The following is a 21,053-nucleotide window of genomic DNA, read 5'->3' as shown; positions in this document are numbered from 1 at the left end:
CAGGCTTTACTTTATAAATTCTTCGTAATCGCGTCCGAGTATGATGATGAACGGGGCATCGTAATGTTCGTTCAGCGCCATTGTCCAGCGCTGGATGCCGGTCATCTTCTTCAGGCGTTCCAGGTCTTGTTTATCTTCTTTTTTCACTACTATTATCGATTTGTCATACAAGGGCTTGCGCGTGTTTTCCAATCTGAGCACCTCGATGTTTTTACACATGATGTATTTCTCATATTCGGAAGCTAAACCAACGTAGCCGCAACCGTTTACGACCACCACTTTGATGGCGGGCATGCTATCTTCGTCCGGCAGGTCGTCTCCGGCACCCGGAAGATACCCCTTCAAGAATATCGCCAGCACCGCCAGTAGAGCGACAAAGACTAACGCCCAGAGCCACCATTTGCGTTTTGGGGACAATGATTTTCGATCCCCGTTAACTGTCAAACTCATTAGTAAAGTTCCGTGGGGGTAAGCAGTATGGCAAATTGGTCTCTGAGCTTCTGCCAGCTAAGCTCAAATGCTTCAGGGATCACGCGTTCGCCTGAAATTACGCTCATGAAATTGCTGTCACCCTGCCAACGCGGAACCATGTGGAAATGTAGGTGATCACGGATTCCGGCGCCCGCTGCGAGACCGAGATTCAAGCCGATATTGATCCCTTCGCATTTGTAAACTTCAGTCAAAGCGGATTCACCCGCCTGCAAAAGCCTAAAAAGCGAATTGAGCGCGAGATGGTCGAGCTTGCCAAGGCTGTCCGCATGGCGGTAGGGGACGATCATGATGTGTCCGTTGTTATAGGGGTAGCGGTTAAGCATTATATAGCAATGCTTTCCGCGCCAGACGATGAGGTTTTCGCAATCCTCCCCGAGATTCTGATAACGGCAGAGGATGCAGTCCTCAGGTTTTTCGCCGAGAATGTAATCCAACCGCCAAGGAGAATAGAGGTATTTATCCTTCAAAGATTTCTTCTTCGATGTAGGTCTCGCCGAGTTCGACGATGTGATGTTCGGGAATATGGGCATAGACGAGGATGTTATAGCCCTCGAGGATGCTCTCGGAGCTGATCTTGCTGTGGTCGATATAGCAGTTCGAACCGATGAAAGCACCTCTATCGACCATGCTGCCTCCTTTGATGATGGTGTTTTGCCCGATCTCGACGTCCGGCTGGAGGACGACGGTGTCGTCGATATAGATCGTGGCGGGGTTATGCATGACGACCCCGTTATTTAGCCAATGCTCGCGAACCTTGGCGATGAAGGCGTCTTCAAGTTCCGCTAATTGCTGTTGTGAATTGACGCCGGAAACCTCGGTGAGGTCTTTGAGCACGACGGAAACGACCTTTTTACACTGTCCATGCAGGATGTGCAAGGTGTCCGTGAGGTAGTATTCTCCCTGCTGATTCTGATTTGAGGTCAGTTTCAGGGCGGAAAACAGCTCTTTGGCATCGTAGCAATAGATGCCGGTGTTCCATTCTTGGATCGCTCTTTGCGCAGCGGTGGCGTCTTTGAATTCCACGATGCCGCTGATCTTGCCATCTGGATCGCGCAGGATTCTGCCATATTTCCCCGGATCATCCAAAAAAGCGGTCAAGACAGTGCATGAAGCCGCTGTCGCAACGTGTTCGGCATGAAGCTGTTGCAGAGTTTCATAGCTGAGCAGCGGAACGTCTCCGCAGAGGATCAACACATCGCCTTCAAAGTCTTTCAGAATCTGCTCCGCCATCAGAACGGCATGTCCGGTGCCGAGCTGTTCGCTTTGTTCGACAAAATCGATACGGTCGTCGTCTTCAAGGCAGGCAACGACGCTGTCCATTTGATAGCCGACGACCACGCAGACGCTTTGGCAATCCAGCTTGAGGGCGCTGTCCACAACTCTTTGAATCATTGGTTTTCCGGCAATGGGGAAGGTCACTTTGGCGCGGTCGGATTTCATTCTGGTTCCCTTTCCGGCGGCAAGTATGATCGCTGCAAGGGCTTTCATCAGTTCTCCTTATCTTCAAGCATGCCAAGCATCTCGGCATAGCTTTTCTTCAAAATCGGATGTATTTTATCGGGGATCAATTTGCATAATAATTTCAGGGCGAAGGTGCGATAGTGAAAGTCCGGATGCGGAAGCGTGAGTGTCTCGCTATTTATGACAAGATCATCATAGAGCAGGATGTCTATATCTATGATGCGCGCCCCCCAGCGGTTATCGCGAATTCTGCCCATTTGGCTTTCGATATCAAGCAAGCGATTGAGCAAAGCATCGGGTGCCAGGCTGGTCTTGATCTCCAATATCTGATTGAAAAACATCGGTTGATCTGTGATACCGTATGGCTCTGTCTCGATTAGTCCAGATTTTCTGAGGATAAAAATATCCTGCACAGCTTCGATCTGCTCAACAGCTATTTGTATCTGTTTGGAGGGATCGGCAAGATTGGAGCCGAGACATAAATAGGCGATCATTCAGCGCTCCCGCGTCATCTCCACTTCGACGGATTTGAGCGAGCCTTGGATCGCCACCGAGGGTTTTTGGATGCAGATCCTGACCTTGGTCAGGAGAGGATAATCCGCCAAAAGTTTGTCCGCCACAGTGTTTGCGCAGGTCTCCAGAATGTGAAATTGATGAGACTCCATGATCTCTTTGATGTCCTCAAAGACCTTTGTATAGTCCACGGTGTCTTTCAAATGGAGGATATCGCGATCGCCGGCATCGTCCGTAAACAGATGTGCCGTAACGATAAAGCGCTGTCCGAGACGGCGTTCTTCATCGTGCACGCCGTGAAAACCATAGAAAACCATTTCGTTCAGATGGATGATCATATTTTACGTCCTATTCGTACCTTGATGCTACCCGCAACGTTGCGGTCGCAATATCTGATGATAAAAAAACTAAGCGCCATTGCAAGAAAAGCAATGCCGATCGAGGGCAATTCTATCAGCCAATGCGCAGAAATCAGGAATCCTCCAAAGAGAAAGAACAGCGGAACACCAAAGATCAAAAGCGCTGAAAGCACTCTTGCGCCGGGAGATATCTCCAGCTCCACCCTATCACCGGCTTTGAGATCCAGCTCAGTTTCAAGGTCAAAAACGGCAGGAACGTTTTTTCTGAAACAAAATCCGCGCATGCTGCAGGATTTGCATCCCGCTCCACGCACAACTTCCACGCGCACGTGGGTTCCGTGGACTGAAACGACCGTTCCGGAATCTTCGATGTGGTGCTCTTCCATGTTCGTCAAAGACCCTTTATTCGAGCAATGATATTCGAGCTGGAAAGCCCTTCATTAAACGCGATACTTTCCACCCTGCCGCCACGGGAGATCACGATGTCCGCTCCCACAATCTGATCAGTTTTCCAGTCTCCGCCTTTGACAAGGACGTCCGGTTGAATGAGTTTGATCAGTTCATAAGGTGTATCTTCTTCAAAGATGACGACATAGTCCACGGACTGCAATGCCGCTAAAACAATGGCACGATTGACCTGCTCGACGATCGGACGCGAATCGCCTTTGAGCCTGCGCACGCCGGCATCGCTGTTCAGCCCGATGATCAGGACGTCCCCAAGCGTATGTGCCTGTTGAAGATAGAGCACGTGACCGGCATGGATTAGATCGAAACAGCCGTTGCTGAAAACGATGCTCTTTTTTTCCGCCCTCAGTTTGGCGACCAGGCTTTGTATCTGATTCCAGGTCTTGATCTTACCCGCGATCATGATAGGATTCCAATATCTCCTGAGGGCTCACCGCCGCAGTGCCTTGTTTACCGCAAACCACTCCGGCGGCGTGATTTGCCGTTTCCGCTGCGGTGAGGATGTCTCTCAAGACCGCATAAGCAATCGCGAGGACGCTGATCACCGTATCGCCGGCACCTGAGACGTCAAAGACTTCCCTGGCGCAGGTGGGAAGATGGACAGCTTCGATGCTTTCGCCAAAGATGGACATGCCTTTGGCACCGCGGGTCACGATCAGGTATTTCGCATCGATCCTTTCCCTGAGGTGCTTCGCGGCAGCGAGGAATTCCTCTTCCGTGTCAAAACTGGTTCCCAGATTAGTTTGCATTTCGCTGTAATTTGGCTTGAAAATATCCACGTTTAGATAGTCAAAAAAGTGTTTCTGTTTGGGATCGACAGCCACCGGAATGCCCCTTTCGCGGCAGAGAGAGATCGCGGATTTGATCACCCGCCCGGTGAGCAAGCCTTTGTTGTAGTCTTCAATGATGAGTGCATCCGCCTGGTCGAGCATCACTTCAAGTATTTGCAGAATTTGATCTTGCAGCTCCTCAGGAATCTCGGTCTTGTCCTCATAATCGATCCGCACAATTTGTTGATTTGCCGCTGTGATCCTGGTCTTCAAAGTGGTGGGGCGTTTCTCCAAAGTGATAATCCCTGCACTGTCCATGTTCCTGTCTGCCATCTGTTTGAGTAGTTCAATACCGGCTGAATCATTACCGCAGATGCCGATCAATTGAACCCCAGCCCCGAGGCTGTGCAAATTCAAAGCTACGTTTGCTGCTCCGCCAAGCCGATATTCAACGTTTTGGACTTCAATCACCGGCACCGGCGCTTCGGGAGAGATGCGTTCCACTCTCCCACGCACATAGTGATCCAGCATTATGTCGCCAAGAACGATAACTTTCATATTGGTAAAACTTTTCAGAATATCCACGATGTCCATGTATTATTTCCCTATCGGGTAATCCCCGTCAAAGCAGGCATAGCAATAATCCTGCGGGTTTTGGACGCTGGCGCGCAAGTCTTTCATCGTCAGATGTTTGAGGCTATCCACGCCGGTGCGCTCTCTAATCTGTTCGAGGCTGAAACGGTTTGCCACCAATTCTTTTGGATCGGGTGTGTCGATCCCATAATAGCATGGATAGCAGACCTGCGGAGAGCCGATGCGCAGATGGATCTCTTTGGCGCCTGCGTTTTTGATCATCTTCACGATCTTGCGGATGGTGGTGCCGCGCACGATGGAATCATCCACTAACAGGACACTTTTCCCGATGAAGAAATGCGGCAGGGCGTTGAATTTCTGGCGCACGCTTTCATCCCGGACGGTTTGTTCCGGTTTGATGAAAGTCCTCCCGACATAGTGGTTGCGGATCAAGCCCAGAGAAAGCGGAACCCGTTTTTGGTTGGCATAGCCCAACGCGATGAAATTGGAGGAATCCGGAACCGGAACGACACAATCGACCTCAAGCTCTTTATCGCTGTCTGCCAAAAACGCTCCGATCTGTTCCCGAACTTCATAGACGTTTTCGCCAAAGTGATAGCTGTCCGGCCTGGAAAAATAGATATGTTCGAAGATGCAACTACGGTTGTTTTTGTGATTGCGATAGAGATCGGAATCGTTTTCGATGATAGTGATCCCCTCACGGTTCACACGGATGATTCCTGCCGGCGGAACTTCCTGTCGCTGGATCACATCCATGGTATCCAACGCGCAGCTTTCAGACGCCACGACTACGGCTCCATCAGCGAGTTTGCCCCAAACCATGGGTCTGATGCACAAAGGATCGCGGAACATATAGAGCTCGTCCCGGGTGCTGAACACACTTGAATACGCGCCTTTGATATCGTGCATCAGGTGCCGGATCGCATCCAGGATGCCGCTGCCCTTGATCTTGATCTGCCAGGCGATGTATTTGACTAACAGTTCTCCATCGTTATCACTATTAAAATAGATGTTTTCGGCTTCCAGCATGAAGCGGATTTGCGCATAATTGACGATGTCTCCATTGCTGGAAAGCGCGTAGGTGGGTCCCGATAGCGTTTCCACAAGATGGGGCTGGGAGTTAAAATGCGTGGCGCTGCCCTTGGTTGGATAGCGCACATGTCCGATGGCGATCTCTCCCGGCAAAGTGCCAAGCCTTTCTTCCGTAAAGACTTCCTTCACCAGTCCCATGCTTTTATGCAGGCGGATGACCTTGCCGTCGCTCACCGCCATGCCGCAGCTTTCCTGACCGCGATGCTGTTCGGCAAACATGCCCAAAGCGGCAAGCCGAGCCGCGTGAGGAGTTCCGAAAACGCCGATGATTCCACACATTCTATGTAATGTCCTTTTTGGAAGAGCCGAATCTGTTCTCGGTTCCCTGATATAGTCTTTTCAGATTAGGAAGGTGCTTAAAGATGATGAGCGCGACGATCAAAGCCACCACACAGATGTATTCGCAAGATGAATATCTCGATTTGAGCAAGGCGATTCCAGGCTGGAAACGATAATCGACTACCGCAACGACGAGGATGCCGATTGCCGCAAGCAGCGATGAAAAGGACACATAACGGGTAATCAGCACCGATAGCACGAAAAGCGGCAGCACGATCAAAAAGGGCATCGGAGCAAACACCAAAAAGACGCCAACCGCGGTGGCGACTCCCTTGCCGCCTTTGAAACCGAGAAAGGCACTGTGCATGTGTCCCATGATGACCATAAGTCCCGCCAAGAGAGTGAGATACTCCCACTGCCAAAACACCAGCGCAGCATAAGTGACGACGAACCCCTTGGCAGCGTCAAGGAACAATACAAGGATTCCGGCTCCAGCGCCATAACTTCGCAAAGCGTTCGTGGCACCAATATTTCCGCTGCCCTCGTTGCGGATGTCCTTCTTGTAAAAGAGTTTGCCGATGATCCAGCCAAATGGTATGCTGCCGATCAGAAATGATCCGAGCGCCACAAGCCACATAAATACGATATATCTGCTATTCGGACACATCTTCCTTGTCCCTTCCCTTGAAGATCAGTTTGATGCTAACCCCTTCAAAGGCAAACATTTCCCTGATCTGATTATTGAGATAGCGGCGATAGTTTTCCGTGATCAGCCGCGGTTTGTTGCAGAAAAATATGAAGGTTGGCGGTTTGATCGCCGCCTGAGTGATATAAAAAATCTTGATGTGTTGCCCCTTGGCATCGGTGGGAGGACGGTGTTCCACCACTCTTTCCATAAAGCGGTTGAGCTCGCTGGTGCTCACTCTTTTTTCGCTTTCTTCTTCAATGCGGACGATGGTTTCCATCACGCGGTGAATGCGTTGGCTCGTCAAAGCGGAAATGAATTGTATCGGGGCAAATTGCAGAAAAGGCATCTGCAAGTGCAACTCGGAGACGAACTTGCCGGTGGTGCCGGTCTCTTTTTCCACGAGATCCCACTTGTTGAAAATGATCATGATTTCTTTCATTTTGCGTTTGGCATAAGAGGCGATCTTGACGTCCTGAACGGAAACTTCTTCATTGGCGGCGAGCACCAGGATCACGATGTCCGATCTATCCACCGCGTCGATAGTCCGCATCGTGCTGAAATACTCCACGCCATAAGTGACCTTGGTTTTGCGGCGCAATCCGGCAGTGTCGATCAGAGTGTAATCCTTTCCGTGATAACGAAATACGGTGTCGATGGCGTCTCTGGTCGTGCCCGGAACAGCGTCCACGATTTGTTTTTCGCTGCCCAAAAGCAGGTTCACGATGGAGGATTTGCCCACATTCGGTTTGCCCACCACAGCGATGCGGGTGTTCACCTTTTTCTCTTCCAGATAGGCGTCCTGGGTTCCGGGAATGAGGCTGAGTAGTTCATCAAGGAAATTGCCGGTGTTTCTTCCCTGGGAAGCGGAAATCGGAAAGGCGTCGCCAAATCCGAGCTGGAGAAAATCATAGATCTCCCATTCAAACTTTTCGTTATCCGCCTTATTTGCCACCAGCATCACCTTATCCCTATGCGGATAAAGGATCTGCGCGATCTCTTTGTCGATGTCCGTGGTCCCCGTTTGCGCGTCCACCATAAAGAGGATCAGATCGGATTCGTCGATCGCCAACAGTGCCTGATGCTTGATCATCTTGTCCATGGCTTCGCCGCTGTCAAAAACTATCCCGCCGGTATCGACAAGACGGAAGAGTTTTCCGTTCCATTCGACGTCCTCATATTTGCGGTCGCGGGTAATTCCGGCTTCAAAATCAACAATGGCTATGCGTTTGCGGCACAGACGGTTGAACAGTGTCGATTTGCCGACGTTGGGGCGTCCGACGATTGAGACGACTGCTTTCCTCATTTTATCTACTCACTTCAATTCTACTTTTTGCTCAAGCATTTTTTATCCCCATATTTTGTCAATGGCTTAGTGGAAATGAGAGCTTCCGAACGATTGCGAAAAAAAAGAATGAGAATCAGCTTGACATAAATATCGCCTTGATAAAAATACCCCATGAAGTATTTCCAATCAGGAGCGTAACCGATGTTTAGACAGATGGCTTTGATTCTTACCGCAGTGGCGATGTTGTTTCTACTTATGGCTTGCGATTTGCTGTATATATTTCCGCCGGTGGATTATGCGGTGCACAGCGCACTGAAGCTTGAGCCTACGGTGCAGATGGTTAGCGGATTGCGTTTTTATGACGCGGCAATGGGCAAGGCTTTTAGCTTTGAACCGGATGCTGTATTTTTTCTCGGCAACAGCTTGGTGCGCAGAAATATGGACAACGATAACAACATACGGTTGATACCGGACACTTTGATCTGCACGGACAAGTCTTTTCTGGCTGCCTCGATAGCCGCGCAAAAGCTCTATTTCGCTGCTAACGGAGATATCTATACCGTTAGTTTCTGGGGAACACAGCTCCAAAATCTCACGCCGGAAAATGCCGACACCCTGTACCACCCAGCTCTTTCTTCAGACAACCGATATCTCACCATGATCCGGGAGGGCAAAATCAACCGGCTTGACCTCCAAACGGGAGAGCGAGTGGAAATCAACAATTCCCCGTCCGCTGAATATGCCGTCTATCGCAGTGATTTGGATAAGTATTATTTCTACAGCGTCTATGATAATATATTGACCGGCGTTGGTTTGTATCGCTGCGACGCCGATGGCGCAGGCTCCACGATGATCATGCGGGAGAGCGGTCCCTATCCCACCCTTGGGGTCTCAAACAATCGGCGGTTCTATGGTTTATTGAGCAAACCGTATGTGCGGGTGAATGACACAAACAAGCTGAGGATCTACGATAGCGCAAATGGAACCATCCGGGAAGTGGAGGTTTGCAGCGCCTTTGCTTTCTCTCCCACGGGGGCAGATATCTATGTCTCACAAAAGGTTTACAGCGCGACTAATATTGCCAGAATCAATCTGGAAACGGGAGAGAAACAAATGCTCTTTGACGGGATTCTGAGCAGTGAGAGATATTTTTATCCGATCTGGGAAATCACTCCTCGCGTGGATGGTGAATATATTTACTTTCGCGGCTTCACCTATAAATACAATAGTCCGTATGATTGATGCCTGAGCCCACGAGTGTCATGTCAAGCTTGGGGTGGGGAATTCCGATTCCCCACAACTAAAGCAAACCACAGCCGAATCGGAGTTCGGCATCCCAATAGACGCAAAAATGCCTTTTGCGACATTGAATGATTGACGAGACACGAGCCATGCCGCAATAGCGGCTCCGCGAGATTGACCCGCCGGTGGAGACCATTCTCAAAACATAGTGTAGCCGACCACCAAGCCGGAATCAAAATGCCGGATGTTTCTTCCCTCCAAACGCGACAGCTCAAGTTCAGTGAGATCATGGCTGAAGCGCAATTCTGTAAAAACCGGTCCTTTTCTGAATCCGATCAGAATATTCATTCCGAGAGTGACCATTGGGTATGAGCTTGTGATATCAAATCTTTCCGTCCTGATTTCAGATATATAATCCCGATTCTCGATCTTCCGGCAATACAGCGGCGTGTCCAGATATAAGCCAAAACCGATCTGTGGGAGATACTCTTTCGCAATATGATCGCCAAGCAAGCAAACTGTTACCGGCATTCTCAGCTTAAAGGAATTGAGCGTTTCTTTCATGGCGATCACATAAGGGTAGGGTTGCGGCACATTCAGCGTTGCGATATGCTGTTGAAGATGCAATTCCGCCTGAATATTCAGAAGTCTATGGGCTGGAAATCTGCTAAAAATACCTATTTTGGAGCCCATGGAATTCTTCCAATTCTTGCGGGGTGAAGTTTCGATCCCGGTAGTGGGAAGCGACACAAAGATGCCATATTCCGGGGTGCGTGTGAGTGTTTGTGGCTCCCCTCGGTCAGAGTCCGCTTGCGCATGCAAAGCAAGACAGGTTATGATCAGGATTGTGACAAGTAATAGCGATCGTATCATCTTCACTCCCAATTGATTTTTATAGTCAATATCGATGCGCACAAACTATAATGCTCCGCTGTGATTGTCAATAAAAATTAACGGTCTTGCCAAGAAAAGTGCCGGCAGAATGTACAAATCTCCCCATAATACCACCATCATTATGTAGTCTTCGTCGGGAAATTGTGCTTTGCTTTAACCCAAAACTGGACGTGACACTAGTGTCATGTCAAGCATTCCGTGTCGTAAAAAACACACCGTCATTCCAGCGAAGGCTGGAATCCAGTCCTGTAAAACCCCAGAGGGATGATACGACAACGTGTTGATATACAAATGGTTATTTGTCATACATATGGAGTCTTAAAAAAAAACTGGATTCACAGCCTTCGCTGGAATGACGGGACATATTGTACCGAAAAATCCGTTTCTTCCCCCTTTGCATTACGGAATCAATACGGAGTCAATACGGACTAAGTCCGTATTGACTCCGTATTGCTAAGGAGAGAGGATAGCCACGCTATCAAGTATCATGTTGCCACACAGGGATTTATGTTCATTTAGTTCATATCACCCAAATTGGCTTGATACCTTGCCTAAGGATGCCGCAGATTTTGTTATTGACAGATAATGTTAGCTCAGATAGGTGTGCTATCCAAAGAAATCACCTACTGGGGTTTCAAATGAAAGAACAAAAAGACATCATTAAAGACATTCGAAACAAGCTGGCAGACACCGTTTACCAGAAGGAAGAGCATGTGCAAGAATATCCGGATGTCATTTTAGAGGGATCTATAAGTTTTGTAAGAACAAAGACGAATTTGGAGAGCACTTGATACTTACTAACGGATGGTTTACTGAGTGCCGGCTATCAACTCCTTATACTGTAATGCATTGTCGCAAAGCACTTAAAGCTGTTGGATATGACCCGATAAATGATTTAATTATTGGCTATGTTCCTTCAGACAAAAAAAGTAAACCTCTAAAATCTGACAAGCAGGGCTAGTTATGAATGAAAACGAATGGTTAACACGTAAAACAAAGATTGATATACAGTTAAAATCTCTAAATCCACCTTGGGTTATCATTCCTTACAATAAAGTAAAAGACAATACTGTTCTGTCTAACCACGCTGTGGAGGAATACCCAACCGAAAACGGACCTGCGGATTATGCTCTGTTCGTGGATGGTGTTTTACTTGGAATTTTGGAAGCAAAAAGAGTATCAACCGACCCTCAAAATGTGCTGGAACAGGCAAAACGCTATGCTTCAGCTTTGCCTGATACAGTTGGTGCGTGGAATAGTTATAAAGCTCCCTTCTTGTATTCATCCAATGGAGAGAAAATCTGGTTTGCCGACATCCGGGATACCGAATATTATCAAAGAGAAATATCTGCTTATCATTCGCCTGTTGCTTTGCAGGAATTGTTTAGTAAGCATCTTGCTGTTTTTAAGCATTGGACTCAAGACAATCCTAACGGTAACACTTTTCTGCGTCCATATCAAAAAGAAGCAATTTCAGCAGTCGAGAATGGCATCATTGATAGAAAACGCAAGATGATGCTGGCTATGGCAACCGGGACAGGAAAGACTTTTACCACAGTTTCCATGATTTACCGCATGATAAAATCAGGCTATGCCAAGCGCATATTGTTCCTGGTGGATAGACGTGCTCTGGCAGCACAGGCTGCAACTGCTTTTTCGGCTTTCTTGACACCAAGCGGTAATAAATTCAATCAGGAATATGAAGTTTATAGCCAACGCTTTCAAAAAGAAGACTTTGATGAAGACGAAAAGTTTGATATACAGGTATTGCCCAATGCCTATCTGACGGCTCCCAATGAATCACATACATTCGTTTATATCTGCACTATCCAGCGCATGGCAATAAATCTGTTTGGCAGGGAAAACTCCTTTGTCCAGGATGCAAGTGAGCCCGACATTGAAGAAGATGCCGAAACCCTGAAAATACCCAATCATGTCTTTGACGTTATTATTGCAGATGAATGCCACAGAGGTTACACTGCCAAAGACACCAGCGTCTGGCGCAACACCATCAACCATTTTGATGCTGTCAAAATTGGACTTACTGCCACTCCTGCCGCTCATACTGTAGCCTATTTCGGTCGTCCTGTTTTCAAGTATTCCATTGAGCAAGCTGTTCTGGATGGCTTTTTGGTGGATTATGAAGCAGTGAAGATAAAGTCTGATGTCCGCATCAACGGCATCTTTCTCAAAGAAGGCGAGAAGGTAGGTCTTAAAAACACAGACACCGGAAAAGAAATGATTGATGAACTGGAAGACGAAAGAGAATTTGCCACACAGGATATTGAAAAAAAAATCACTTCTCCCGATAGTAACCGTAAAATCATGGAGGTGATTGCCAAATATGCTTTGGAGCATGAGGAAAAGACAGGTCAGTTTCCTAAAACACTGATCTTTGCAGTTAATGATATATCTCATATATCCCATGCAGACCAGTTGGTTTCAATTTGCCGGGATGTCTTTGGCAGAGGTGATAAATTTGTCCAAAAGATTACCGGCAGTCCCTCTGTTGACCGTCCTCTGGAAAAAATCAGATACTTCCGAAACAGACCCGAACCTGCCATAGTGGTTACGGTTGATATGCTGTCCACCGGGGTGGATATTCCTGCTCTGGAATACATCGTTTTTCTGCGTCCGGTTAAATCCCGTATCCTCTGGACTCAAATGCTGGGACGCGGCACCCGTAAATGCAGCGATATTAATAAAGAGTTTTTTACTATCTTTGATTGTTTTGACGGCTCTCTAATAGAGTATTTCAAAGATGCGACGGATTTCGAGATTGTGTTTGGCGAACAGGGTGAGACCATCTCTATTGAGGAAATAATTGAGAATATCTGGAATAATATCGAGCCTGCTTATAATACAAATCGCCTGATCAAGAGACTGCGTAGGATAGCAGATACTATGAGCGGAAAAGCCAGAGAGGACTTCTCTGCTTTTATCCCAAATGGTGATATGACCAGCTTTGCAGATAAGCTGAAAGAAAACCTTAAGACCAAGTTTATGGATACGATGGATATCCTGAGAAATAAAGATTTCCAAGACCTCCTACACAATTATGATCGTGCTAAAGCTCCTTTTTATGTAGCCTATGGCACTCAGGACACAGTGGAATCGGAATATATCTTCAGAGTTGGCGATGATCAACTGCGTCCTCAAGACTATTTAACCGCTTTTGCTGAGTTTATCCAAGCCAATAAAACCAAAATCGAAGCCTTATCTATCCTGCTTAATAATCCCGGGCAATGGAACAGGCAGGTTTTGAATGATATCCGGCAGGAACTGAGAAAGCACTATTTTGATGAGGGAAAAGTACAGAAAGCGCATGAGCTTTCCGGACACAAAGCCCTCGCAGATATTATCTCCATGATCAAGAATGCTGATGATTACTCCAATCCTCTTTATACTGCTGAGGAAAGAGTAAATAAAGTCATTGCTGAGGTGCGCTCTCATCACACCTTTAATGACGAGCAGATTAAGTGGTTGGAATATATCAAACAGCATCTGATTGTCAATCTTGCCATTGATCAGGAAACCTTTGATTTGATGCCCATCCTGGAAAACAACGGTGGTCTTGCCAGAGCCAGGAAGGTGTTTGGCACTGAACTTGATAGCCTGATAACCGAAATTAACTATAAGCTTACGGCTTAGGAGCATAAATGTCTGATATTGTAAGTAAACTTTGGGGCATGTGCCATACTATGCGTCATGACGGCATTGACTATGGCGATTATATAGAACAGCTTACCTATCTGCTCTTCATGAAGATGGCAGATGAAAAGGGAGTTGTACTGCCCAAAGATTGTGACTGGGATACTCTGAAAAGCAAAAACGGGATTGAACTGACTGACCACTATATGGAACTTCTGCGCAAGCTGCGTAATGAGCCAGGGCTTTTGGGTGATATCTTTGCTCAGTCCATGCCAAAGTTTAACAACCCTGTAGCCCTCAAGAAGATTATTGCCATGATCGATGTGGAAGAATGGTCTGCCATGGGTGTGGATGTGAAAGCGGAAGCTTTTGAAGGGCTTTTGGAAAAAGCAGCCAGCGAAGGTAAGAAAGGCGCAGGACAATACTTCACCCCCCGCGTACTCATTCATACAATGGTTAAACTCATGCAACCCGACCCCTTGAAGCAACCCGGGATGAAAATCTGTGACCCTGCCTGTGGTACAGGCGGTTTCCTGGTGGCAAGCTATGAATGGCTCTTGAATAAATACAATAAGACTTTCCCCGATGCAAAAGTCAAAGCTATTAAAGAAGAAACCTATTACGGACAGGATTTGGTTGCCCGCCCCCGCCGTCTGGCTTTGATGAATCTCTTTTTGCATAACCTTAAACCTGTTATCTATCTGGGGGATACCATCTATGAACCGGACAGAGGCGAACGCTATGACGTTGTGCTCACCAATCCGCCTTTTGGGACAAAAGGAGCAGGGGATGCACCCGTAAGAGACGACTTTACCATTTCTACATCCAATAAACAGCTTAATTTTGTACAACATGTTCTTACTATTCTCAAAAAAGGTGGTAGGGCAGCAATAGTCCTACCTGACAACTGTATGTTTGAGGATAAAGCCGGAGATGTGTTTGAGATTGTGATGCAAGACTGCAACGTGCATACGATTCTCAGACTGCCAAGAGGAACCTTCATCCCCTATGCCAATGCACAGGCAAATGTAATCTTCCTGCAGAAAGGCAGACCGACAGAACAGGTCTGGATTTATGACTGCCGTTCCAATATCCCATCTTGCACCAAAAAAGACAGACCCCTTACAGCGGATATGTTCAAAGAGTTTGAAGCCTGTTATGGTTCTGATCCCAATGGTAACAGTAAACGCATAGACCAAGGACTGGAAGGTCGTTTCCGCGCTTTCTCAAGAGCTGATGTCAAAGCCAGAAACTATAACCTTGATATCAAATGGCTCAAAGATGATTCTTTGGATGACCCTGACAATCTGCCTGAACCTGCTGACCTGATAAGTGAAGCAGTCACCGAATTGGAAGCCGTTTTAGATGAACTGAATGAAATCGCGGAATTGATAGGCCAATAAATGGGAAATGATCATTGGGTGTTGACTTCTTTAAGGGATGCCACTAAATCGAAAAAAGGAAAGAAGCCATCAACTACATGTTGCATAGATACCAATGGTGCTGTTCCATATATACTTATTGATCAAATGGAAGGTAACGCACCTGATATTTATACGAATGATAAAAGAATATCTTTATGTGATAAAGATGATGTACTAATTGTTTGGGATGGTAGTATTGGGAAAACTGCTATTGGACTAATCGGTGCTATAGGATCAACAATAGTTGCGTTAACACCAATTAAAGTAATTAGTTCATTTTTATTTTATTTTCTAAATTACAAGAAAACTGATATACTGCAAAATTCTAGAGGTTCTGGACTTCAGCACATAAATCAAAGTTTTTTTTGGAATGTACAAATTCCAGTACCTTTTTTAAGTGAACAACAGCAGATTGTGGAAAAGCTTGATGCCATACTACCCAAAATCAGGAAAGTAAAAGAACGACTGGAAAAGATACCGGTTATTCTTAAGAAATTCCGCCAGAGAATTCTCAGCGCAGCCTGCACAGGCAAACTGACAGAGGATTGGAGAGAAGAGTATAATATAACAGATGCTTGGGCGAAAGTATTGTCACAAGAACTATTCCAATTTGTAACAAGTGGATCAAGGGGTTGGGCAAAGTATTACTCCACAAATGGTGCTTTGTTTATCAGAATTGGCAATTTAGACCATTGCACGATAAGCCTTGATCTGGAGAAGAAACAGTTTGTTAATCCTCCAGAGGGAGCAGAAGGGTTAAGAACAAAAGTGATAGCTAATGATATCTTGGTTTCAATCACAGCAGATGTTGGGATGATTGGTTTGATACCAGAGGGTTTTGAAGAAGCTTATATAAATCAACATATTGCTTTATCACGCCCTAATAATAGAGTTTATCCGAGATATTTAGCATGGTATCTAGCTTCATCATTTGCCCAATCACAATTACAAGACCTACAAAGAGGTGCAACAAAAGTAGGTCTTGGGCTTAATGATATAAAGAGCATAATGGTTCCAGTTCCATCATTACAAGAGCAGCATGAAATTGCCAGAAGAGTTGACAAACTGTTTGCTCTTACCGACTCTCTAGAAGCCAAATACAAAAAAGCGATGGAACACATAGAGAAGATAGAGCAGTCAGTACTTGCCAAAGCCTTTCGGGGAGATCTGGTATTACCATGATATTTACAACCTTATTATTGAGATATAAATTTGACATCTCAAAGGAGTCATAATTGATTGAACAATATGTTGAATATGCATATAATGAATATAATAACAATCCATGTACCAGTTGTGACATTACTTGTTCAAACGAATGTGTTAAATGCTTGGAAAACATGAATTATAGGAAAAATGCATCTTTAAGAAGATATGATTGTCATAGATTATGTTCTTCCTATATATGCCATTATATATACAAGAGTGCAACAGAGATTTCAAACATTCTTACTAAAGCAAAGTTTCTTTGGAGCAAAGAAAAGATACTTTTCGTGGCTATTGGCTGTGGTCCTTGCTCTGAGTTATTTTCCATAGACGACGCAATCACTAAGAAAAATTATGTCGGAGATGTTCGTTTCTTTGGAGTTGAACTTAACAAGCATTGGAAACCATTTGCTGATAATTGTACTCAATTTTTGAACAATGCAATCCAGACTCAAATTATTTATCAAGATATGTTTAGAGTTTTAGAAGGATTTAAAGAGAAAAACCAAATGTTGATTCCTGATGTAATCATTTTAAACTATGTTCTCTCAGACTTTCACCAGCATGAAAAAAGTAACATAAGAAAATTCTTGAGAAACCTGTATAGGTATTATATAGAACCAATGGATAATGATTCATACATATTCATTAATGATATTAACCATTATTCAATAAGACAGTATTTTGATGAATTACTCGAATTAATAATCAAGGATTTTCCAAAATCAGTATGTTCAAGATTAAGGTACATTGAACCACACAGAGTTCCAGATATTCCAAAATATAAAACCATACCTAATGGAAATATAGTGTTTAATATGAGTACAATTCAAGGAATATCTAAGGACTTTAGTTCAAGAGATAAATGCTCAAGCGCTTCTATGGTGATAAGGAAAGTAAATAATGATAATTAGTGCAAGCCGTAGAACAGATATTCCAGCCTTTTACAGTGAATGGTTTTATAACAGAATACGAGAAGAATACCTACTTACAAGAAATCCGTTTAACTCTAATCAAGTAACTAAGGTGAATCTTAATCCCTTTGATGTTGAGTGTATTGTGTTCTGGACTAAGAATCCCTCACCAATGATGGAAAAACTTGACCAAATCAAGGAGTACAAGTACTATTTCCACTATACTATTACTCCATATTCCAGTAAATACGAGCCTGGGACACCTGCATTAGAAGAAAGGATAGAGACTTTTATCAGATTATCTGAAATGATAGGAAAAGACAAAGTTATCTGGAGATATGACCCGATTTTGCTTTCTGATGATATTGATATAGAATTTCATGCAAGGATGTTTAACAAACTAGCACAGCAATTAAGTACCCATACATTCAGATGCATAATCAGCTTTATCGATATGTATAAAAACACGCAAAGAAATACCAGAGATTTGCATTTATGGGAAATGGACGATGACACAGATAGAGTCATAGCGAGAGAACTAGTAAATATAGCAAATCATTATAACCTGGAATTACACACCTGTGCAGAAAGAATAGATTTATCCGAAATGGGTATCTCCCATGGCAAGTGCATCGATAATGACATCATCTCCCGTCTTCTCAAGAAAACCATCAACATACCCAAAGACCGTAATCAAAGAGAAGAATGCGGATGCATAAAAAGCTTGGATATTGGTGCATATAACACATGTACGCATAATTGTAAATACTGTTATGCTACGAATAACCAACCCAGTATGGATGATTGTAGCAAAAAACATGACCCAAAGTCACCTTTTCTGATAGGTGACAGTTCAAAAAATGACATTGTCTCTGAGAAGAATAAATCAGGGCAGACTTATATAAAACTTTAGATCAAAAGGAAATTGAGGATGCACAAGTTTATTCATGAGTTCCGAGACCCGATTCATAATTTCATCTATGTTACCGATGATGAGAGAAAGGTAATCAATAGCAAATACTTTCAACGGTTGAGGTATATCCACCAATTGGCTATGACATATCTGGTTTATCCGGGGGCATCGCATAAACGGTTTGAGCATTCTCTGGGTGTTATGGCTTTGGCAACCAGAGTTTATGATATAATAACGGATCCCAAACTCATTGCTGATAAGGAAGTAATCGAAAATTGCAGTGAATTTTTAGACCATGAAAAGACTGAGTATTGGCGGAAAGTAGTAAGAATGGCAGCCCTTTGTCACGATTTGGGACATCTGCCCTTTTCCCATGCAGCCGAAAAAGAGATACTTCCTAATGGCATTGACCATGAGATGATTACTTATCAGATTATTACTGAACAAATGAAAGACCTTTGGGAAAAGATGACTCCTCCAGTTAGAGCATCAGATATTGCAAAAATCGCTATTGGTCAAAAAAAGATCAATCGAGGCAAAAAACCGGATGATGAAATTCAGTTTTCAGATTGGGAAAGAATACTGTCAGAAATACTTACCGGTGATGCTTTCGGTGTGGATAGAATGGATTATCTTCTCAGAGATTCTTACCATATTGGGGTAGCTTATGGCAAATTTGACCATTACCGTTTGATAGATTCCATCAAACTCTGTTATTACAGACCAGATGAATCAAGCGATACTGGCTTATACCTCGGTTTAGAAATTGGTGGCATCAATTCTGCTGAAGCAATGATGTTAGCACGCTATTATATGTTTAATCAAGTCTATCTTTATCGGCTGAGAAGAATATATGATTTTCACCTTAAGGAATTCATGAAGTTGTGGTTAGAATCAAATGAGACAGCTTCAATTGAAGATATAATGGAATTAACAGATAATGATATTTTATCTGCTATGCAAAAGCAGTCTAAAGAACCAACCGGAAAGTTGAGTGAATTGGCGAAAAGGATTATCAATAGAGATCACTTTAAGCAAGCATATTCCTTTTCAAAAATTGAATTGGCTCCTGATCTAGACGCAGGGAAGAAAATATTCGAAAATCTTAAATCCCAGTTCTCTTCGGAAGATATTTATTATGACCACCTTAAGTCAAAATCAGGAAGAACTGATTTCCCTGTTATTATGAGAAATGGTTCAATAGAAATTTCAACTTACCAATCTAATGTTATACAACACATACCGGAAATTACACTTGACACTATCTATGCAAACAAAACAATGGCAGACAATGTAACGAAATGGATAGAAAACAATAAAAAAAGCATATTAGAAGAGAGTTGACAGATGAATAACAAACCAAAATTAGCCTTAGTTTTTCGGATGGTGTCAGCGCTAAGAGAAAAGGGGAATTGGACCGGCGAAACAAGTATCCATAAATCCATATACATTCTCCAAAAACTGATGAATGTGCCTATAGATTATGAATTTACTCTTTACTTACATGGGCCATTTTCCTTTGATTTAAGGGATGTAATTTCCATGGGAATAGCGTACGACTATTTAGCACGTGAATATGTATCGCATGTTTATGGTCCCAAATATCAATTAACAGATTTATCTAGACAATTTCTAAAATGCAATAACGAACTGATTGATCAGTATTCAGAACAAGTAAATAAAGTATGTGATATCGTAAGCGATAAGGGCGTAGGCTCACTCGAAAAACTTGCTACTGCTCTATACGCCATTAAAGAGCTGAAGTTGTCACAAGAGAATGCGATCAAAAAATTACACGCTCTGAAACCTCACATTTCAATTGAGGAAGCAACCATTGCCGTAAAAAAAATGCAAGAGTTGATTAAGGATAATCAGCAACCAGCATTTGATTAATCAGGTATTCTGTTTCTAACCTGATTTTCCAAGGCTTGCTACAGCATTTTGGCAGATTAAAAATAAATAATCTGAAGTTAAAATATCTTCTTAATCGTCAGTTCTGTTCACGCGATTTCAATACCGTTAGCAACCTGATCATGGCTGGTGGTATCAGCATCTTCCAAGACAAAGTTGTTATTGGGTATGAATAATATGATACGCTAGAGCCATTAGTCCGCATTTTTAGAGCCACCCCTCCGAAAAATAGAGCCACCCATTCTGCTACTGAGAGCCACCTTGCCAATAAGCCTTGATTTCTGACCATGGATATATGCACCATAAGGTGTAAATACATCCATGGAGGTCACCCCAATGACCCAATATCGAGAGATCCTGCGCTTACACAAGCAGGGTATAAGCGGACGTAGCATAGCGGCAGTTTATCTTGTTCACGCAATACTGTTTCCACGGTTTTACAAGCTGCAGAAGCACTCGGCATAAAATGGCCGTTACCTGATTCAGTAAGTGATTGTGAACTTGGAGAAAGACTGTTTCCCGCAGAGGAATCGGAATGCAGTCGCAAACTGCCCGATTTTGATCATATCCACAATGGGGTGGGGAACTCCGATTCCCCCACACTACTATGGTAACGTCCTTCGGACTGGCTGGGGTTTGGTGATTCTGATAATTGTGCCGTCCTACCGGAATCGCGAATGAGGTGGTGGCAGAACACGGGGTTTCGCATACACTCCACCCCGTGCTATCTTGTGTCGTCCCTGATGGGACTGCCGTGCTGGAACCGACGGGGACGTCGGTAATTCGTGCGCCTGTGAGCGATACATATCAGACAGGTGAAAGTCCTGTTCAGAGCACCGTTAAAACTCTGTAGCCGAAGGTAACTGCGTCACCGTGAGGTGGGGTGGAGAGCAACTGGAA

The 21,053-nt window shown here is 44.5% G+C and carries 21 protein-coding genes; 9 read left to right on the top strand and 12 right to left on the bottom strand.

Features of this window, described 5'->3' with window-relative positions; translation table 11 throughout:
- Positions 1-6: 6 nt before the first annotated feature.
- Genes Q8M98_10680 through der form a run of 11 tightly spaced genes read right to left on the bottom strand, consistent with a single transcriptional unit; the run spans position 7 to position 8,016 of the window.
- Entirely contained in the window at positions 7-417 is a 411-nt protein-coding gene (locus tag Q8M98_10680) for a LytR C-terminal domain-containing protein (GenBank protein MDP3115219.1), read from the bottom strand.
- Positions 418-449: 32 nt separating this feature from the next.
- Positions 450-959, bottom strand: a complete 510-nt coding sequence (locus Q8M98_10675; GenBank protein MDP3115218.1) for an HIT domain-containing protein — start codon at positions 957-959, stop codon at positions 450-452.
- Positions 949-1,980, bottom strand: coding sequence for a sugar phosphate nucleotidyltransferase (locus Q8M98_10670; protein ID MDP3115217.1), 1,032 nt, complete (start codon positions 1,978-1,980; stop codon positions 949-951). Before Q8M98_10670 ends, Q8M98_10675 begins: the two co-directional genes overlap by 11 nt.
- Entirely contained in the window at positions 1,980-2,447 is a 468-nt protein-coding gene (folK, locus tag Q8M98_10665; GenBank protein ID MDP3115216.1) for a 2-amino-4-hydroxy-6-hydroxymethyldihydropteridine diphosphokinase, read from the bottom strand. The genes Q8M98_10670 and folK overlap by 1 nt, the downstream gene beginning before the upstream one ends.
- Positions 2,448-2,804, bottom strand: a complete 357-nt coding sequence (folB, locus tag Q8M98_10660; protein ID MDP3115215.1) for a dihydroneopterin aldolase — start codon at positions 2,802-2,804, stop codon at positions 2,448-2,450.
- The gene (locus Q8M98_10655; GenBank protein ID MDP3115214.1) at positions 2,801-3,211 is read right to left on the bottom strand and encodes a SoxR reducing system RseC family protein; all 411 of its coding nucleotides are present in this window, start codon (positions 3,209-3,211) and stop codon (positions 2,801-2,803) included. The genes folB and Q8M98_10655 overlap by 4 nt, the downstream gene beginning before the upstream one ends.
- A 5-nt stretch (positions 3,212-3,216) precedes the next feature.
- Positions 3,217-3,693: a D-glycero-beta-D-manno-heptose 1-phosphate adenylyltransferase gene (rfaE2, locus tag Q8M98_10650; GenBank protein MDP3115213.1), complete on the bottom strand. Its 477-nt coding sequence runs from the start codon at positions 3,691-3,693 to the stop codon at positions 3,217-3,219.
- Positions 3,680-4,618, bottom strand: a complete 939-nt coding sequence (rfaE1, locus tag Q8M98_10645) for a D-glycero-beta-D-manno-heptose-7-phosphate kinase (protein MDP3115212.1) — start codon at positions 4,616-4,618, stop codon at positions 3,680-3,682. The genes rfaE2 and rfaE1 overlap by 14 nt, the downstream gene beginning before the upstream one ends.
- Positions 4,619-4,657: 39 nt before the next feature.
- Positions 4,658-6,025: an amidophosphoribosyltransferase gene (gene purF / locus Q8M98_10640; protein MDP3115211.1), complete on the bottom strand. Its 1,368-nt coding sequence runs from the start codon at positions 6,023-6,025 to the stop codon at positions 4,658-4,660.
- A gap of 1 nt (position 6,026) precedes the next feature.
- Positions 6,027-6,692, bottom strand: coding sequence for a glycerol-3-phosphate 1-O-acyltransferase PlsY (gene plsY, locus Q8M98_10635; protein ID MDP3115210.1), 666 nt, complete (start codon positions 6,690-6,692; stop codon positions 6,027-6,029).
- Positions 6,679-8,016 (bottom strand): ribosome biogenesis GTPase Der, encoded by a 1,338-nt coding sequence (gene der / locus Q8M98_10630; protein ID MDP3115209.1) that lies wholly within the window; start codon positions 8,014-8,016, stop codon positions 6,679-6,681. Before der ends, plsY begins: the two co-directional genes overlap by 14 nt.
- A gap of 183 nt (positions 8,017-8,199) precedes the next feature.
- On the opposite strand from der, the gene Q8M98_10625 reads away from it, so the two are divergent.
- Positions 8,200-9,240, top strand: coding sequence for a hypothetical protein (locus Q8M98_10625; protein MDP3115208.1), 1,041 nt, complete (start codon positions 8,200-8,202; stop codon positions 9,238-9,240).
- 198 nt (positions 9,241-9,438) lie between these two features.
- On the opposite strand, the gene Q8M98_10620 is transcribed toward Q8M98_10625, so the two are convergent.
- Complete coding sequence (locus Q8M98_10620; GenBank protein MDP3115207.1) at positions 9,439-10,113, bottom strand: hypothetical protein; 675 nt, start codon at positions 10,111-10,113, stop codon at positions 9,439-9,441.
- Between the two features lie 659 nt (positions 10,114-10,772).
- On the opposite strand from Q8M98_10620, the gene Q8M98_10615 reads away from it, so the two are divergent.
- The 8 genes from Q8M98_10615 to Q8M98_10580 all read left to right on the top strand — a co-directional run bounded on the left by Q8M98_10615 (position 10,773) and on the right by Q8M98_10580 (position 20,135).
- Positions 10,773-10,925 carry a hypothetical protein gene (locus tag Q8M98_10615; protein ID MDP3115206.1) on the top strand — a complete coding sequence of 51 codons (153 nt, stop codon included), beginning with the start codon at positions 10,773-10,775 and terminating at the stop codon, positions 10,923-10,925.
- Between the two features lie 172 nt (positions 10,926-11,097).
- A complete protein-coding gene (locus Q8M98_10610) occupies positions 11,098-13,785 on the top strand; it encodes a DEAD/DEAH box helicase family protein (GenBank protein ID MDP3115205.1) in 2,688 nt (895 codons plus the stop codon).
- 8 nt (positions 13,786-13,793) lie between these two features.
- Complete coding sequence (locus tag Q8M98_10605; protein ID MDP3115204.1) at positions 13,794-15,188, top strand: N-6 DNA methylase; 1,395 nt, start codon at positions 13,794-13,796, stop codon at positions 15,186-15,188.
- Positions 15,189-16,391, top strand: a complete 1,203-nt coding sequence (locus Q8M98_10600; GenBank protein ID MDP3115203.1) for a restriction endonuclease subunit S — start codon at positions 15,189-15,191, stop codon at positions 16,389-16,391. It begins immediately after the preceding gene.
- Positions 16,392-16,444: 53 nt separating this feature from the next.
- A complete protein-coding gene (locus Q8M98_10595) occupies positions 16,445-17,329 on the top strand; it encodes a hypothetical protein (protein MDP3115202.1) in 885 nt (294 codons plus the stop codon).
- Entirely contained in the window at positions 17,319-18,242 is a 924-nt protein-coding gene (locus Q8M98_10590; protein MDP3115201.1) for a DUF1848 domain-containing protein, read from the top strand. The genes Q8M98_10595 and Q8M98_10590 overlap by 11 nt, the downstream gene beginning before the upstream one ends.
- 18 nt (positions 18,243-18,260) lie before the next feature.
- The gene (locus Q8M98_10585) at positions 18,261-19,586 is read left to right on the top strand and encodes an HD domain-containing protein (GenBank protein MDP3115200.1); all 1,326 of its coding nucleotides are present in this window, start codon (positions 18,261-18,263) and stop codon (positions 19,584-19,586) included.
- A 3-nt stretch (positions 19,587-19,589) separates the two neighbouring features.
- Entirely contained in the window at positions 19,590-20,135 is a 546-nt protein-coding gene (locus tag Q8M98_10580; GenBank protein ID MDP3115199.1) for a hypothetical protein, read from the top strand.
- Positions 20,136-21,053 lie beyond the last annotated feature (918 nt).

It is taken from the genome of Candidatus Cloacimonadaceae bacterium (assembly GCA_030693415.1).
In the GTDB taxonomy this organism is placed as follows: Bacteria; Cloacimonadota; Cloacimonadia; order Cloacimonadales; family Cloacimonadaceae; genus JAUYAR01.
The sequence above is the reverse complement of the archived record's forward strand: the minus strand, read 5'-3'. Positions and strand labels throughout refer to the sequence as shown.

Bases quoted from the DNA above. Each gene is read 5' to 3' on its own strand.
- folB (MDP3115215.1), bottom strand. From the start codon at position 2,804: ATGATCATCCATCTGAACGAAATGGTTTTCTATGGTTTTCACGGCGTG.
- Q8M98_10585 (MDP3115200.1), top strand. From the start codon at position 18,261: ATGCACAAGTTTATTCATGAGTTCCGAGACCCGATTCATAATTTCATC.
- Q8M98_10580 (MDP3115199.1), top strand. From the start codon at position 19,590: ATGAATAACAAACCAAAATTAGCCTTAGTTTTTCGGATGGTGTCAGCG.
- Q8M98_10605 (MDP3115204.1), top strand. From the start codon at position 13,794: ATGTCTGATATTGTAAGTAAACTTTGGGGCATGTGCCATACTATGCGT.
- Q8M98_10600 (MDP3115203.1), top strand. From the start codon at position 15,189: ATGGGAAATGATCATTGGGTGTTGACTTCTTTAAGGGATGCCACTAAA.
- plsY (MDP3115210.1), bottom strand. From the start codon at position 6,692: ATGTGTCCGAATAGCAGATATATCGTATTTATGTGGCTTGTGGCGCTC.
- Q8M98_10615 (MDP3115206.1), top strand. From the start codon at position 10,773: ATGAAAGAACAAAAAGACATCATTAAAGACATTCGAAACAAGCTGGCA.
- purF (MDP3115211.1), bottom strand. From the start codon at position 6,025: ATGTGTGGAATCATCGGCGTTTTCGGAACTCCTCACGCGGCTCGGCTT.
- Q8M98_10670 (MDP3115217.1), bottom strand. From the start codon at position 1,980: ATGAAAGCCCTTGCAGCGATCATACTTGCCGCCGGAAAGGGAACCAGA.
- Q8M98_10590 (MDP3115201.1), top strand. From the start codon at position 17,319: ATGATAATTAGTGCAAGCCGTAGAACAGATATTCCAGCCTTTTACAGT.
- Q8M98_10655 (MDP3115214.1), bottom strand. From the start codon at position 3,211: ATGGAAGAGCACCACATCGAAGATTCCGGAACGGTCGTTTCAGTCCAC.
- rfaE1 (MDP3115212.1), bottom strand. From the start codon at position 4,618: ATGAAAGTTATCGTTCTTGGCGACATAATGCTGGATCACTATGTGCGT.
- Q8M98_10610 (MDP3115205.1), top strand. From the start codon at position 11,098: ATGAATGAAAACGAATGGTTAACACGTAAAACAAAGATTGATATACAG.
- Q8M98_10620 (MDP3115207.1), bottom strand. From the start codon at position 10,113: ATGATACGATCGCTATTACTTGTCACAATCCTGATCATAACCTGTCTT.
- Q8M98_10625 (MDP3115208.1), top strand. From the start codon at position 8,200: ATGTTTAGACAGATGGCTTTGATTCTTACCGCAGTGGCGATGTTGTTT.
- folK (MDP3115216.1), bottom strand. From the start codon at position 2,447: ATGATCGCCTATTTATGTCTCGGCTCCAATCTTGCCGATCCCTCCAAA.
- der (MDP3115209.1), bottom strand. From the start codon at position 8,016: ATGAGGAAAGCAGTCGTCTCAATCGTCGGACGCCCCAACGTCGGCAAA.
- rfaE2 (MDP3115213.1), bottom strand. From the start codon at position 3,693: ATGATCGCGGGTAAGATCAAGACCTGGAATCAGATACAAAGCCTGGTC.